The organism is Arthrobacter sp. CC3 (assembly GCF_039907775.1).
Classification (GTDB): Bacteria; Actinomycetota; Actinomycetes; order Actinomycetales; family Micrococcaceae; genus Arthrobacter.
This window is the reverse complement of record NZ_JARCCY010000022.1, coordinates 33,960-48,082: the sequence shown is the minus strand read 5'-3', so window position 1 is coordinate 48,082 and position 14,123 is coordinate 33,960. Positions and strand designations below refer to the sequence as shown.

Sequence of the window (14,123 nt, the reverse complement as noted above, 5' to 3'; positions counted from 1 at the left end):
GATGGCCAGAAGAAGAATAAGGTAGGCCGCCAAGACGGTTGCCGCGTCCGGTCCGGCGGCTCTTCGCGTCAAGCTGGGCAGTGTCACCTGTCGCTGAGGTTTGCTGTTGGTAAACATGCATTACCGCCGCAGATCGGCGACGGGATCGTGCTGCTCAGGACTGGTCGTGACCGACGGGGCAGTGCCGGAATATGATCCGGAGGGCACCGGCACTCGCTGCGCGCGACTCCGCTTCGGCAATTCGCTTTCCGAAAGGGTGAAATCATCGGTGGGCGAAGGGATAGCCCCAACGTGCTTCTTCCCGCGGCGCCTAATCAGTCTCTTGTCCGCCAGCCCCGTCAACAACAGCGTGGCAGCAAAACCGATCGCGGCAACGACCAACAACGCTCGTGTCCGGGCCTCACTCACAAGTGTTGTGTCCTTATCGACACCCAGGGTCAGCAAAGAGATTCGGGACGCCTGCGGCAGGGATAGCTCATCCTGAAGGGAAGCCATCGTCGCAGGCATTACACCCAGCACCCGATTCAGGACCTCCAATGTTGTTGCCGAGGAGTCTCCCGAAACCTTCACACGAACGATGGGGCCGCTGGTACTCGAGTCGCGTTCGGTAGAATATTCCGCCGCCGGATAGGAATCCTCTATCGGGCCACGGACGGAATCCGAATTGAGCTTGACGGTGAAGACTCCCATGGCTTGATCAAGGCCACCCATGTACAGAAAGGGGTTGTCTCCGGATATCACGGCTGTTGGCGGCGGTATGAGTGCCACATTTGCGGTTGCTTCGTAAGTCACCGGCGCCACCCGGAACACCCAGAAGGACATCCCCGCAGTTATCAGTAGTCCGGCGAGAACTAAGTACCAGCGGCGCCTTGCGCTGGCGTAGAGGTCACGTAAGAACATGGAATATCCCCCATTTCGATGGTTCCCGGATCCCGTAGCATCTCATCGCAGCTTTCCCCTTATCGTCGATGTACAGGACGGAGCGCCCAGCCTGCCTTGAGGCGGTCCAGGCCCTCTTTGCCTAAGACATTCAGGGCGACCTTCTTAAGCGATGACCGGCCAGCTTCCCTAACGAACCGGTGTGGCCTCCCTACCGCCCAATCCTTGAACTCGTCCAGAGGCCCGAGGACGGAGACGCCGTCAAGCAGGCGGCCGAAGGCCTCGCGGTATGGATCTGCAGAGACACGCCTCCCGCGAATCCTGTTGCTGACGTTGGAGTCGTGAACCAACTGAAGCCATGCCGGCCCCCCGCCGATTTCATTGACACTCATAGAGCGACCCAGGAGATTGTGCCAGTCTGACCAGCATGTACGGGCGGCTGCCCAGTCTTCCCTGACCGAGCAGAATGCATTGGCGCGGTCCGTCCTCAGATAGACTCCCGTGCCGCAGCGGATCAAACCGTTGACCAGGTAAATCGCAGTGCGTGTACCCACCGGACGGGCCTCCTGGAGACGTGCAACGAAGTCGATTGCCAGCCCGTCGTCGTTGTCCAGGTTGGTGGTTATGAGTTCTTTATGCCTGGCCCCCGTGACGGCATGCAGGTCCTGCAACAATTCGTCGTTGCTGACCTCGGAGCGAAAGATCGGGATGAAGACTGCATCCTTGTTGAGATCCGCAATGCGTTCCCTTAGCCATGCCGGGCTTTGCGGATCGAAATAGATGATCCAATAAAAATTTTGGTTTGATTGGCGCCGGACGGATGGCAGGCAGTAGCTCTCGAACAGATGCACACGCGTCTTGAGCCATCCATCCTTGGCTCTGATCATGCTTTCGGCGCCTCGCGAGGGAAGGTTGAACCGGGTAAGGAGGACGTGGTCGGCCTGTGATGTCACAACTTCACCTTGTAAATGTGGTACGCGTATTCGGACTCGAACGTGTCAGCGAAAGATCCCGCCGCGTCGACCTGGACAGTGCGGTTTTCGAAGAGGACCTCAGCTTGGTTCGTTTTGACCCCGTCGGGAAGCTTGAAGTTCCTGCTGCCCGGCGCGGAATTTCCGTCGACCATGGCAAAAATATACGCGTATCCGTCGCGAATTTTCAGCATTGTGTCCAATTGATTTCCCAGTGAAAAGTCATAAGACTGTGTATTTATTACTGGCGCAAGTTCCCGAATTCTGGCGTTGACCGTTTTGACGGCCTCCATCTGATCGGCTCCGCAGAAGCCGGGCATTACCTGCGAGAGGCGCAGTACGCTCCCTCCGCCGCAGGTTCCGCTTAGGCTCTGGTTGAAATAAACGATGCCGCGGGCCTCGTTGATCACGGAATTCATTACGGCTCCCTGCAGTTGTCCTGCCGATATGTTGGCCACAAACGGACCTTCTCCGGGCCCTCCGTTAAGGTTCTCCACGAACTGCCACAAGGGCTGCAGCTTTCCATCCGCGGCGTCTTGCATGCGGAGTGCGTTCATCGTTTTTCCGTAGCTGGATGCAGTGCGACAGTTTTGTTCGGAAACTGGTGCCAGATGCGCATTTGTGTAAGGACGAAGGCTGCAGTAAGGAATGGTGTACCAGTACATGTCCACGGAAACGGCATCGGTGAAGTTATTCACAAATTGCTGCGCATCCGAGCCGACCATGTAGTGGCTAATTACCATTTGGGTAAAATTTGCATACTTGAAAAACCCTTGGGGTGTGTTGGCAGCCAGTGCCTGTAGGTGCTGACGCCCGGCGTCCGGCGTGAAACGTCCGTCGACCTCGTCGTCCAGGAACGAGCCGACCCAGTTGCGGCTCTGCTCCGTGAATGTGTCATTGAGTTTGCCGCCGATCCAGTAAACGCCGTTGGCCTCAAACAAAGAATATGGAGTGGTATCTGACATCCCCATGTAGGTGTTGATGCCATGGTCTTTGTCGTACTGGACCTCGGCGTCGCTGCTGATCCCGTTGTACCAAATGGCGATGGGAAAAAAGTTGGGGTCGTCCCAGCCTGCACCATCTGCCTTGGCAAACTTCTTCCAGTAGTCGGGACCGCCTTCCCAAGGAATCCTGGGTAGGTCTTGAACTGCCACAACGGGTGCGGCGTCTATTCGAGAGCTTGCATCGGGCGCGGAGCATCCCGAAGCGACGAGTCCTACGGCAGTTAGTAGGGCTGCGGACTCCAGCCAGGTTCTTATGGTCCGTCCGCTGCCGGGGGCCCTCCGCTCGAGGCCTTTTCGTTCGTGTGTCGTTCCGGTTCCGCGCATGCCTTGATCCCTCCGCTCTTGTGGCCTTGTTGCCCGAGTCGTTCTGGTTCCGCTCATCGCTGTTACTCCGATCAACCGGTCACTGCTGCACATCGCTCTTAACAACTCCTGACTTATCTGCGCGCTCCCACCAGTTCAAGGAGCTGCCCCGCCCTTGCCTCCCAAGTGTGGAGTCTCGCAAAATGACGGCGCCGCTCCTCCGCAGCGGGATCGTGCGGACCAACCAACGCCTGTTGCACGCACTGCGCGAACTCTTCACGCCCGTGGCTTACAGTCACTAAGTCGGTGTTTAACCACCGGACGGCCGGCAGATCGGTGGCGACAACTGGGACGCCCGCGGCAAGGTATTCAAGGGTCTTCAGCGGAAAGCTCGATCGGTTGAATGCTGTATCTGCGTAAGGTGTCAGGCCTACGCCGGCTTGTTCCAGATGCTGCCTGAGTTCCGTGGCGGGGAGTTCGCCTAGCCAAGTGACGCTCTCAGACGCGAGAAAGGCGTCAAGGCGCTGCCCGGCTGCTGGATCACGGTCCGTCCGGGGACCGATGACCAGCACCGGAATCCCGGCCTCCTGGACCGCCTCCAAAAGATCCATATCCAGACGTTCGTTCAACTGGCCTACGAGGGCGGCGTTCGCGGACCGTTCGCCGACCTGCTGGAGGCATTCCTGCAATTCACAGCCATTAGCCAGAACAACTGGGGTCAGGCGGTCCGGGAACCTTAGCCTCAGGCTTTCGGCCAGATATGGGGACACAGCCGCAGCGGCGTCCGCCTCGCGAAGGTTCCGCCGCAGTGTGCGGTGAACGAACCGGCCAGACAACCCCATCATGGCGGCTCCGGCCACCCAGTCGTCGGTGACGAAAAGGATCTTCTGGCCCGATATTCGCCTAGGGAAACCTGTGGAAGGAGAGGAAAGCAACACTGCGAGGGGATCCATTCCCATTTCACCAAGCGCGGTCCTAACGGCGCGTCCCAGCAGGTGTTTGGCGGCAAGAGCGAGTATCGGCCGGGTAAAGCCTGGCACTGAGAGTGAGCGCAATCGGGTTATGCCGGGTGCGACATTGCTCAATTCAGTGGTTCCGTGAAGTGCACTCGGCCCGAGCCTGAGCGCGCGATGGATCGGGAGCGGGGGATCAATCCAGAGCACTGGCACCTGATGAGCTAACGCTGCCGCCAGCCGGTGGTCGGTGCCTTGGACATTTTCCCAGCGACTTCCCGGGATGTACACGAATACCTGCTGCACTGGCTTGCGGTGGCCATTGTCGGTTTGGAGCATGCGGTTGCCTTCCTATGTAAGAAAGAGACCGTGCTTTCTGTGATCCGTATCCACTTGCCCCGGCGGTTACCGGCGGCTGTAGCCAAACTCCAGTCTTCTCACCGACGATGCCCCTTACATCGCGACCCGTAGGCCCGGCTGGTGGCTCCGGGCAAGGACACAGGTATTGGTGATGAACTGAGGAAAAATATAGCGGCTGCGTCTACGCAGTACTAGAGAATCCACCACTCGGACGAAGGACTCGGCCACTCGCACCGCGACGTCCCCGTTGGCGGGAACTCATGATTTTGGAGCAAGTAATTCCGGACGCACGCGGACGCAGGCGTCAGGCGAGTCCGATCACCAGGTTGATGGTCGTGGCAAGGATGACGGTGCCGAAAAGGTAGGACAGCAGGCTGTGTTTGAGCGCTTCCGCCCTGATGAGGTGATTCTGCAGGTTGGTGTCGGACACCTGGTAAGTCATGCCGAGGCTCGTGGCCAAGTAGGCGAAATCGGTGTATTGCGGCGGCCGATCCTGGTTGAAATCTATGCCGCCAGCGTCGGAGACGCCCCTCTTTCCAGGGCTGTAGTACAGCTCGGCATAGCGGAGGGTGAAGAGAGTCTGCACCAGGATCCACGACAAGGCGACGCATGCCAGGGCCAGCAGCCCCCCGCTCAGCCGCGAGCCGCCGTCGGCTCTGTGGGAGTCCACCACGACTGCGGCAACTGCAGCCAGGCTGGCGACGTTGGCCACCAGGATCAGCAGGTCGGTGGTGCTGCGGGACGGATCCTCGGAGGTCGCGTGCGCGCGTGTTTCTGCAGGTCCCAACCTGCCCACCACAAGCCAGACCCACACGACGTAAACCAGGGCGGCGCTGCCCCATCCGACCGCCGGCGCCTCCACCCACAGTCCTGAAAAACCGGTTGCCGCAGCGGCCGCAGTTCCTGCCGCGACCATCGCAAAGAACCGCAGCCGGCTGCGTTTGACCGTGGCGGGCGGAGGTCTGGTGTCCATGTGTCGTTACTCTAGCCAAACAAACACGCCGGACCCGGCTTCGCACGGCTTTTCCACATAGCGGCCGGAGCGTTTCCGCCCTGTATGGCCCCGGGACTAGCCTGAAAGGGCCACGAATCGCCGAAACAGGCCTAAATGCACTAAGATATTGAAGTCTGTGCTGCGTCCTGCCTCCGTTTGGGGGACTGGATGAGCATGGCACCGCAAATGAACCTCCTGTTACGGAAATGCCGTAACCGCTTAGCCCAAAGGAGGTGGGTTCACATATGCGTCCTTACGAATTGATGGTAATCATCGACCCCGAGGTCGAAGAGCGTACCGTTGAGCCGTCGCTTCAGAAGTTCCTGAACGTCATCACCAACGATGGTGGAACCATCGAAAAGGTTGACATCTGGGGCCGTCGTCGCCTGGCTTACGAAATCAAGAAGAAGTCTGAAGGTATCTACGCAGTGGTGAACTTCACCGCAAAGCCGGATACCGCCAAGGAACTTGACCGCCAGCTGAGTCTCAATGAGACCATCATGCGCACCAAGATCACCCGCCCCGAAGAGCAGAAGGTCGTTGCTGAGTAATTTCAGCTCCGTGCATTCAATCTTTACCCCGCAGGAACGAACAAGGAGGCAGTAGATGGCAGGCGAAACCACTATTACGGTCATCGGTAATCTCACCAATGACCCCGAACTGAGGTTCACACCGTCAGGTTCGGCAGTAGCGAATTTCACCATCGCTTCTACGCCCCGCACCTTTGATCGCCAGTCGAATGAGTGGAAGGACGGGGAAACCCTGTTCCTCCGCGCATCCGTGTGGCGTGAAGCAGCCGAAAACGTCGCAGAATCCCTCACCAAGGGCATGCGGGTTATCGTTTCCGGCCGGTTGAAGAGCCGTTCCTACGAAACCAAAGAAGGCGAGAAGCGCACCGTTATCGAGCTCGAAGTCGATGAAATCGGCCCGAGCCTGCGCTACGCCAACGCCAAGGTCAACCGCACCCAGCGCTCCGGCGGTCAGGGTGGTCAGGGTGGCTTCGGCGGAGGCAACAGCGGCGGTGGATTCGGTGGCGGCCAGGGTGGAAACCAGGGCGGCAACACCGGAGGAAACTGGGGCGGCAACCAGCCCGCAGCGCAGGAAGACCCTTGGGCAACGCCCGGGGTCAGTAATGCAGGCGGCGGCTGGGGCAACGGCCCGGATTCCGAACCTCCCTTCTAACCAATAATTAAGGTCCGGCGCCGGAACCCGCCGGGATGCCTCACGGCTCCCGGGTGAGTGCCGCCGTCGAACCACCACCATCCCGTGGATCAATATCCACGGGCTCCCTAGAATAGGAGCTCCACGATGGCTAAGGCTGAACTCCGTAAGCCCAAACCAAAGTCCAACCCCTTGAAGGCCGCTGACATCACTGTCATCGACTACAAGGACGTAGCATTGCTGCGCAAGTTCATCTCCGACCGCGGAAAGATCCGCGCCCGTCGCGTCACCGGCGTCACGGTGCAGGAACAGCGCAAGATCGCCCAGGCAATCAAGAACGCCCGCGAAGTTGCTCTGCTGCCTTACTCCGGCGCTGGCCGCGGCTAAGGAAGGGATTAACTAAAATGGCAAAGCTCATTCTGACCCACGAAGTAACCGGTCTCGGTGCTGCTGGCGACGTTGTCGAGGTCAAGGACGGTTACGCACGTAACTACCTGCTGCCCCGCAACTTCGCCCTGACCTGGTCGAAAGGTGGCGAGAAGCAGGTTGAGTCCATCAAGGCTGCCCGCGCCGCCCGCGAGCATGCTTCCCTGGAAGACGCTCAGAAGCAGGCCGCTGCACTCTCCGCCAAGCCGGTCAAGCTCGTTGTCAAGGCTGGCGAGACCGGACGCCTGTTCGGCACCGTCAAGCAGGGCGACGTGGCCGACGCTGTTGAGGCCGCTGGCCTTGGCAAGATCGACAAGCGCAAGGTTGAACTGCCGGCACACATCAAGTCGGTCGGTTCCTACCAGGCCAACGTCCGTCTGCACGACGACGTTGCCGCTGTGATCGAACTCGACGTAGTCGCAGGCAAGTAGTTCCTCCGGCTTATCGCCAGAGCACTACGCAGTCCTGAACTGCTGGAGGCCCCCGTATTCGGATTCCCTTGGGAACCGGGCGCGGGGGCCTTTGTTCTTAACACCGGGTACCGCCTGCAATGCAGGGTTTCTTCCGGGTCCTATTCCTGGTGCATCACGGTGGTGGAGTGCCGGTGCCCGGCCCGGATGAGTTCGGCCAGGACCGCCTCATCCACGTCCTCCAGTTTGTTGATGTAGAGACATCCCGCGCCGACCTTGTGTTTTCCCAGGCGGGGCAGCAGCTCGGCCGCCTCCGGCGCGTAAGTAAGCCCGTACAGCGAAAGGCTCCCCTTCCGCGGGGAGAACCCGACGGCGACCGTGTCCCCCTCGCGACCGCTCTCATAACGGTAGTGGTAGCTGCCGAAACCGACGATACTCGGACCCCACATCACGGGCGCTTCGCCGGTGTTTTCCTTCATAAGTGCCAGAAGCCGCAGGCCGTCCCGCTGGCGTGCCGCGTTCTCCACGCCCTCCAGGAACTCCTCCACGGAAGCGTCCGTCGCCTGGGTCTTGTTTTCAGCCATGACGGCAGTCTGGCAGACGCCGCCACTGTTGTCAGCAGGGCCGCACTGCAGTGATCCCGGGCTGCGGAATAAACCCAGGCACAGCCGGGTTTAGTCGATAGATGCAAACGCATGTACTCTGGATTTACCGATGACCTTCAGGAGCAAACCGTGGAAACCCGCCGCATTACCGTCCTCTCCGCCGGACTTGGCGTACCGTCGTCGAGCAGGTTGCTGGCCGATCAGCTCGCTGCCGCAGCCGAACGCCAGCTGGCTGCCGCGGGGTACGCGGTGGCCGTTGACGTGGTGGAACTCCGTGACCTCGCTGTGGATATTGCCAACAACTTCGTCACCGGCTACGCGGCACCCCGGCTTGCCGACGTGATCGCCGGCGTGGAGGATTCCGACGGCATCATTGCTGTCACGCCGGTCTTCAGCGCCTCCTACAGCGGCCTTTTCAAGTCCTTCTTCGACGTCCTGGATCCCAAGTCCCTGGAGGGCAAGGCCGTCCTCCTCGGGGCCACCGGTGGCACCGACCGCCACCAGATGGTGCTGGACTATGCCATGCGTCCCCTGTTCAGCTACTTGCGGACCCGGGTGGCTGCTACTGGCGTTTTCGCCGGCCCCCAGGACTGGGGCAACACGGACGACGGCGGCACGCCCCTTTCGGTGCGGATCGACCGGGCCGCCGATGAATTCGCGGCCCTGGTCGCGGCCGCGCCGACGCGGCGGAAGACGGACGCCGCTGAGTCGCTGCCCTTTGAACAGCTCCTGGCGGGAATCTCGAACGGCCGCTAGGTGCAACCTCCGGCGGACCCGCCCAGTGCATGTCGAACTTTTCCGCAGTTCCAGTCGTTGTGCGGAACATGAAATGCCCTGTGGATTCAATAGACCTGGTCATGAGTGAGCGCAGCGGAGTGGAGATTGATTATTGTCCGCAGTGCCGGGGCGTGTGGCTTGACCGCGGCGAACTGGACAAGATAATCGACCGCGCCGCCGAGTTGGCAGGGCCGCAAACACCGGCTGCGCCGGCCGCTCCACCCGTCCCCGGACTTATTCCGCCGCCGCTGTACAACAATCCGGATCCGCGCCGGGACGACAGGCGGCCGGATGATCGCCGCTATGACGACCGGCGGGACCGTCCCCGCTACGATCAACCCCGGTATGACGACCGGCGCTATGACGACCGGCGGCGGCCCAAGAAAAAGGAAGGCTGGCTCGGCGAGCTCTTCGATTTCTAGGCGCCGCGCCCGAACGGCGTGCCCTCAGCCCTACGGCAGTGCGCGAGTCCGGGCCGCTCAGTCGTCGAGCAGGGCGATGAACTCGCGGGCTTGCTTGAGGGAAATGTCCGAATGCTTGGTGAGGGCCGTTGCGGCCGCCTCAGTGTCGCCGCTCTTGGCCAGCGTGCGAATCCGACCGTAGATTTCATCGTTAAGCATATTGCTGCTGACCTCCCGGGTGACATCGCCCTTGCTGGCAATCGCGCGGTACCGGTACGGGAAACGTTCCGGTGCGTCGTCATCGTCATGTTCCGGCACCTCAGGGGCCGCTGGGGTAAACGGCTGGGGGTGGGCGGCCAGGGCGCCAACGGCGTCGCGGGAGGCCCGCAGGCCCTCGCCTGAGGCTTCGTAGTAGAGCTTGATGGCCGCCATGGCCTGCCCCTGCGCTATCAGGGCGTACAGCCTGCGGTGCTGGTCTTCAGTGAGCTTCGATGCCGCGGCCCGGGCCAGTTCAACCGGCTCGCCGGGCGGCGTGCTGCCGGCTGCCGTGGCGGCTGAAGCCTTCGGGCCGGAGGTCCGGCGACCCACGGCGCGGGCCGCCAGCAGGACTGCGGCTCCCACGAGGAGAAGGATCAGGACGGGGATCACCAGTGATTCCATTGCTATAGCCGATCTACATAATTCTTGGCGGTCAAAAGATCTGAATGCGTTGCCTGCCGCAGCATCTTGATGGCTTGCAGTTTCTGGCCGTTGCGGGCCATGGACTGCAGTTGCAGGGCGAACTGCGGGTTCAATTGGCCTCCGGGCAGGACCGGGCCCTGATAGCCGTGCATTCCTACGCCCGGGCTTGACCCCGCCTGGGCGTGCAGGGCCGCCCGCGCATGGTCGGCCTGTTGTGATTGCTGTTGCTCGTTTTGGCTTGGCCGGGTGGCGGCATCAACCCGCGCCCGGGCGGCGGTGGCCGCTTTCACCTGGGCGGCATAATGTGCCTGCGACCGCAGGGCCAGCTCAAGTTGATACCGCTCGGCGTCTGAGATGCCGGTGTCCCGAGGCTTGAGGGCCGTGGTCGCGGCCCAGATGACTGCCACAAGGATGAGGGCAGGCAGTATAACTATCAACACATCGCCCATGCATAGAGCTTATGCCAGTTCGCTGTTATCCACAGCATATTCTGCGGCTCGCATACAGCCCGGCCGGGCGGGCGTCAATTCGACGCCTTCGTGATGATGTAGATCACAGCCCGGGTATATCTTTCGTCACTTCCGCCCGGGTTACCGGCCGGTATCCCCAGTGGGAACCTGAAAGCTGTGGATGAATGTTCCTTAAAAGTATTTTTCATCCACATGGCATTTCGGACGTTTTCGCAGGTCAGACGCCTATTGTGGCTCAAAGTTTTTTTGTTTCCACAGGTTGCCACACAGGCTGTGCACAAGCAGGACCCCTTAATCCACAACTTATCCACAGGTGTGCATGTATGTGGGCTTGGTGGCCGCGGGCAGGGGTACTAACGTAGCGGGATACCTGTTTTTGGGGCATTGGTACTTGATTTCCGCAGTCCGGACCGAGCCCCTGCGGGCGGTCCGGATGCAGAGTCCTTCAAGCAATTGTGGATAACCTCCGCAAACTGGGGATAACCAGGGATTCGGCAGGAACCGCGGGTGCAGGCACCTTCCTGCACGGGAAGACTGTCAGTGCCGGGTGGTAGTTCTGGTCATGGCGCACAGCGAGGCCCGGCTTCGCAGGTCAGCCCAATGGCAGATGGCAACACAGCACCGACGGCTTAGAGAGATACGCCGCGGTACACAACGGAGGACGGCAGCTTTGTCAGTTACGCACCTGGACTCAATCGAGGGCACCCGGAGTTCCGAAGGCAACCGAAAGCCGCCCCAGGACATCCCTGCCGAGCAATCAGTTCTCGGCGGCATGATGCTGTCCAAGGACGCCATCGCCGACGTCGTTGAGATCCTGCGGGGCCAGGACTTCTACCGCCCCGCCCACGAGACCATCTACGAGGCCGTCATTGACCTCTACGGCCGCGGCGAACCTGCCGACGCCGTAACTGTGTCTGACGAGCTGACCAAGCGCGGAGAGATCAACAGGATTGGCGGACCCGCCTACCTGCACGAGCTTATTCAGACCGTGCCCACTGCCGCCAACGCCGGATACTACGCGGAGATCGTTGCCGAACGTGCCGTCCTGCGGCGGCTGGTAAATGCCGGCACCAAGATCGTCCAGCTGGGTTACGGCTCGGACGGCGAAGTGGAAGACCTCGTCAACCAGGCCCAGGCGGAGATTTACGCCGTGGCGGAACGGCGGACGGCTGAGGACTACGTTGTCCTCAAGGACGTCATGGAATCCACGGTGGACGAGATTGAAGCTTCGGGCCACCGCGACGAAGGCATGACGGGCGTGCCCACGGGCTTCTACGAACTGGACGAGCTCACACACGGCCTGCACCCGGGGCAGATGATTGTCATCGCCGCCCGCCCTGCTGTCGGTAAGTCCACGTTCGCCCTGGACTTTGCCCGGTCCGCGGCCATCAAGAACAACCTCGCCACGGTGATGTTCTCCCTGGAAATGGGCCGGAACGAAATCGCCATGCGCCTCCTGTCCGCGGAGGCCACCATCGGCCTCCAGGACCTCCGCAAGGGCACCATCAAGGACGAACAATGGTCCAAGATCGCCACCACCATGGGCCGGATGAACGAGGCCCCGCTGTTCATTGATGACAGCCCCAACATGTCGCTCATGGAAATCCGGGCCAAATGCCGCAGGCTCAAGCAGCAGCACGACCTCAAGCTGGTCATCCTGGACTACCTGCAGCTCATGAGCTCCGGCAAAAAAGTGGAATCCCGCCAGCAGGAAGTCTCGGAGTTCTCCCGTGCCCTGAAGCTGCTGGCCAAGGAACTCCAGGTGCCGGTGATTGCGCTCTCACAGCTGAACCGTGGCTCCGAACAGCGCCAGGACAAGCGGCCCATGGTTTCGGACCTCCGTGAATCAGGCTCGATCGAGCAGGATGCCGACATGGTGATCCTGCTCCACCGCGAGGACGTCTACGACAAGGAGTCGCCGCGCGCCGGCGAAGCTGACATTCTCATCGCCAAGCACCGTAACGGCCCGACCAAGGATATTGTGGTGGCCTTCCAGGGGCATTACTCGCGGTTCGCCAACATGGCGGCCGACGCCGGCGGCGGCTTCTAGCCGGCCGGACTACGAGGTCGCGTGCGCCCCGCCGGCAGGCGCTCCGCCAGCCTGAACTCCGCCAGCTGACAGCAGGTGGTTGGGTAGCCGGTTTCCGGGGGCCCGGCCCCGGATCTCCAGCAGTTCCCGGGCGTGGGCGTGCAGGCGCTTGTCCTCTTCAGAAACCGGAACCCATTGCGGAATGGGCACCGAGTTCCCGGACGCGTCCCTGGCCACCATGACTGTCAGGCAGTACGTGGTCAGGTTCATCTCCCGGCCCTTGGGATCCCCGGACCGGACGTGGACGGCAACATGCATGCCCTTGGTGCCGGTGTACACGAGCCGTGCCTCCACTTCCACCACGTGGCCGATCAACAGCGGCCGGTAGAAACGCACCCCGCCGGAGAACACCGCGACGGTGTCCTTGCCGCAGTACCGGGACGCACACACATAGGCGGCCTCATCGATCCACTTCATGACGATGCCGCCGTGCACCTTGCCGCCCCAGTTCACGTCGGTAGGGGCGGCCATGAACCGGAGGACAACCCGTTCGGCGGTGCCGGCGTCGGTATATTGCTGCGCGTTCATCGCCTGCACGATGTCTTCGCGCACCTTGATCCGGGCCAGGGCGTGGTCGCGCTGCTCAATCTCGTCGGGGGTGGAAGGTTCGAACTGCGGGACCGGCACCGGTTTTCCGTCCGCACCCACGGCCACAAAAATCACCATGCACTGGCTGCGCATGGTGGCGGGGCCGCCCTTCGGGTCGCCCGAGGACACGACGGTGCGGATGTGCATGGAAGAGCGCCCGGTATAGACGATCGTGGCGGTGACTTCGACCATGTCGCCGCTGTTGACCGGGTCCGCAAAGTGGATGTTGCCCACGTAGGCCGTGACGCAGTAGGACTTTGCCCAGCCGACTGCTGCGGCATAGGCGGCCTTGTCCACCCACTCGAGCACGGTTCCGGCGTCCACGGAACCGCTGTGGCCGACGTCCATGGGGGCCGCAAGGAAGCGGAGGGTCACTGAATTGGCGGCAGACTCGCTCATGCTGAGAGTTTACTGACCACCGGGCGCACTAACGGGTCCGGATGACACAAACGCCGCCCCACCCGCCATATGGGGTGGGGCGGCGTGCGTCGCCGGGGTCCGGAATCCTTAGCGGGCCCCGGTGTACACGATGTCCGGCTGGGACGGCATCTCCATGCCCTCACTGATGAAGAAGCCCGGGTGCGGCGGCTGGTTGTACGAGATGTTCTCGCGGGCCGCCGAGAGCCGGTACACGGAATCGTGCATCAGGGTCCGCAGACGGACGTCGGTGGAAGCTGTGGTGGTGTGGATCCGCAGCTCCGTGTTGTCCGACGACGGCCAGGCGATTTCCTCGCGCCAGTCACCCAGGAGGTCGGCCTGGATGGCAGGCGTGCCCTTGGTGCCGTTATTGGATTTGGCGCCCGTGGCTGTCAGCAGCTTGTCGCCGGACTCGGTGTTCCAGTTCCACTTACTGATGGTCGGCACCCCGCTGTACGTGGCGTCGCTTCAACCGGCTCAACCCCGCGGGGGATGGCCGCCATGTCCTGGTCTCCACCGGAAGCGGGTTCAAGGTCTTTGATGCCGGAGTGTGGACCGAAAAACATGGCGATCACGGGCACTCCTACGCCGCCCGGCCGGCACTGACGGACATAGAGTTCCAAGCCAGCAGGTC

General features: G+C 61.6%; 16 protein-coding genes and 1 pseudogene. 7 read left to right on the top strand and 10 right to left on the bottom strand.

The features are described from left to right. Positions 1 to 120: 120 nt before the first annotated feature. From PV761_RS14360 to PV761_RS14340, 5 genes are all read right to left on the bottom strand, one after another. A complete protein-coding gene (locus PV761_RS14360; protein WP_347897695.1) occupies positions 121 to 900 on the bottom strand; it encodes a hypothetical protein in 780 nt (259 codons plus the stop codon). A gap of 59 nt (positions 901 to 959) precedes the next feature. Further along, a complete protein-coding gene (locus PV761_RS14355) occupies positions 960 to 1,832 on the bottom strand; it encodes a glycosyltransferase (protein ID WP_347897693.1) in 873 nt (290 codons plus the stop codon). Continuing rightward, a complete protein-coding gene (locus PV761_RS14350; RefSeq protein WP_347897691.1) occupies positions 1,829 to 3,004 on the bottom strand; it encodes a hypothetical protein in 1,176 nt (391 codons plus the stop codon). Before PV761_RS14350 ends, PV761_RS14355 begins: the two co-directional genes overlap by 4 nt. Before the next feature lie 287 nt (positions 3,005 to 3,291). Further along, positions 3,292 to 4,449, bottom strand: coding sequence for a glycosyltransferase (locus tag PV761_RS14345; protein ID WP_347897689.1), 1,158 nt, complete (start codon positions 4,447 to 4,449; stop codon positions 3,292 to 3,294). A 325-nt stretch (positions 4,450 to 4,774) separates the two neighbouring features. Beyond that, complete coding sequence (locus tag PV761_RS14340; protein WP_028271842.1) at positions 4,775 to 5,443, bottom strand: DUF1345 domain-containing protein; 669 nt, start codon at positions 5,441 to 5,443, stop codon at positions 4,775 to 4,777. A 266-nt stretch (positions 5,444 to 5,709) separates the two neighbouring features. On the opposite strand from PV761_RS14340, the gene rpsF reads away from it, so the two are divergent. The 4 genes from rpsF (at position 5,710) to rplI (ending at position 7,482) form a co-directional block, all read left to right on the top strand. Beyond that, positions 5,710 to 6,015: a 30S ribosomal protein S6 gene (gene rpsF, locus PV761_RS14335; protein WP_011693941.1), complete on the top strand. Its 306-nt coding sequence runs from the start codon at positions 5,710 to 5,712 to the stop codon at positions 6,013 to 6,015. A gap of 55 nt (positions 6,016 to 6,070) precedes the next feature. Then, positions 6,071 to 6,646, top strand: coding sequence for a single-stranded DNA-binding protein (locus PV761_RS14330; protein ID WP_028271841.1), 576 nt, complete (start codon positions 6,071 to 6,073; stop codon positions 6,644 to 6,646). A gap of 126 nt (positions 6,647 to 6,772) precedes the next feature. Further along, positions 6,773 to 7,012: a 30S ribosomal protein S18 gene (rpsR, locus tag PV761_RS14325; protein ID WP_003800144.1), complete on the top strand. Its 240-nt coding sequence runs from the start codon at positions 6,773 to 6,775 to the stop codon at positions 7,010 to 7,012. A 17-nt stretch (positions 7,013 to 7,029) separates the two neighbouring features. Further along, on the top strand, positions 7,030 to 7,482 hold the full coding sequence (gene rplI, locus PV761_RS14320; RefSeq protein ID WP_028271840.1) for a 50S ribosomal protein L9: 453 nt from the start codon (positions 7,030 to 7,032) through the stop codon (positions 7,480 to 7,482). 140 nt (positions 7,483 to 7,622) lie between these two features. On the opposite strand, the gene PV761_RS14315 is transcribed toward rplI, so the two are convergent. Then, a complete protein-coding gene (locus PV761_RS14315; RefSeq protein WP_028271839.1) occupies positions 7,623 to 8,045 on the bottom strand; it encodes a DUF1801 domain-containing protein in 423 nt (140 codons plus the stop codon). 150 nt (positions 8,046 to 8,195) lie between these two features. On the opposite strand from PV761_RS14315, the gene PV761_RS14310 reads away from it, so the two are divergent. Both PV761_RS14310 and PV761_RS14305 read left to right on the top strand, forming a co-directional pair. Beyond that, positions 8,196 to 8,822 (top strand): FMN reductase, encoded by a 627-nt coding sequence (locus PV761_RS14310; RefSeq protein ID WP_028271838.1) that lies wholly within the window; start codon positions 8,196 to 8,198, stop codon positions 8,820 to 8,822. Between the two features lie 68 nt (positions 8,823 to 8,890). After that, entirely contained in the window at positions 8,891 to 9,265 is a 375-nt protein-coding gene (locus PV761_RS14305; protein ID WP_043439048.1) for a zf-TFIIB domain-containing protein, read from the top strand. A gap of 57 nt (positions 9,266 to 9,322) precedes the next feature. Here the strand turns inward: PV761_RS14305 and PV761_RS14300 are convergent, their stop codons facing one another. Further along, entirely contained in the window at positions 9,323 to 9,904 is a 582-nt protein-coding gene (locus PV761_RS14300; RefSeq protein ID WP_347897684.1) for a hypothetical protein, read from the bottom strand. Between the two features lie 2 nt (positions 9,905 to 9,906). Next, complete coding sequence (locus PV761_RS14295) at positions 9,907 to 10,374, bottom strand: hypothetical protein (protein WP_347897682.1); 468 nt, start codon at positions 10,372 to 10,374, stop codon at positions 9,907 to 9,909. A 691-nt stretch (positions 10,375 to 11,065) separates the two neighbouring features. On the opposite strand from PV761_RS14295, the gene dnaB reads away from it, so the two are divergent. Beyond that, on the top strand, positions 11,066 to 12,445 hold the full coding sequence (dnaB, locus tag PV761_RS14290; protein WP_347897680.1) for a replicative DNA helicase: 1,380 nt from the start codon (positions 11,066 to 11,068) through the stop codon (positions 12,443 to 12,445). A 9-nt stretch (positions 12,446 to 12,454) separates the two neighbouring features. On the opposite strand, the gene PV761_RS14285 is transcribed toward dnaB, so the two are convergent. Next, on the bottom strand, positions 12,455 to 13,471 hold the full coding sequence (locus PV761_RS14285; RefSeq protein WP_347897678.1) for a hotdog domain-containing protein: 1,017 nt from the start codon (positions 13,469 to 13,471) through the stop codon (positions 12,455 to 12,457). Between the two features lie 108 nt (positions 13,472 to 13,579). Next, positions 13,580 to 13,939: pseudogene (locus PV761_RS14280) on the bottom strand (hypothetical protein); the annotation flags it as partial. Between the last annotated feature and the right edge of the window lie 184 nt (positions 13,940 to 14,123).

Coding starts and splice junctions, on each gene's coding strand:
- PV761_RS14305 (WP_043439048.1), top strand. CDS start 8,891: ATGAAATGCCCTGTGGATTCAATAGACCTGGTCATGAGTGAGCGCAGC.
- PV761_RS14330 (WP_028271841.1), top strand. CDS start 6,071: ATGGCAGGCGAAACCACTATTACGGTCATCGGTAATCTCACCAATGAC.
- PV761_RS14285 (WP_347897678.1), bottom strand. CDS start 13,471: ATGAGCGAGTCTGCCGCCAATTCAGTGACCCTCCGCTTCCTTGCGGCC.
- rpsF (WP_011693941.1), top strand. CDS start 5,710: ATGCGTCCTTACGAATTGATGGTAATCATCGACCCCGAGGTCGAAGAG.
- rplI (WP_028271840.1), top strand. CDS start 7,030: ATGGCAAAGCTCATTCTGACCCACGAAGTAACCGGTCTCGGTGCTGCT.
- PV761_RS14295 (WP_347897682.1), bottom strand. CDS start 10,374: ATGGGCGATGTGTTGATAGTTATACTGCCTGCCCTCATCCTTGTGGCA.
- PV761_RS14345 (WP_347897689.1), bottom strand. CDS start 4,449: ATGCTCCAAACCGACAATGGCCACCGCAAGCCAGTGCAGCAGGTATTC.
- PV761_RS14360 (WP_347897695.1), bottom strand. CDS start 900: ATGTTCTTACGTGACCTCTACGCCAGCGCAAGGCGCCGCTGGTACTTA.
- rpsR (WP_003800144.1), top strand. CDS start 6,773: ATGGCTAAGGCTGAACTCCGTAAGCCCAAACCAAAGTCCAACCCCTTG.
- PV761_RS14340 (WP_028271842.1), bottom strand. CDS start 5,443: ATGGACACCAGACCTCCGCCCGCCACGGTCAAACGCAGCCGGCTGCGG.
- PV761_RS14300 (WP_347897684.1), bottom strand. CDS start 9,904: ATGGAATCACTGGTGATCCCCGTCCTGATCCTTCTCCTCGTGGGAGCC.
- PV761_RS14315 (WP_028271839.1), bottom strand. CDS start 8,045: ATGGCTGAAAACAAGACCCAGGCGACGGACGCTTCCGTGGAGGAGTTC.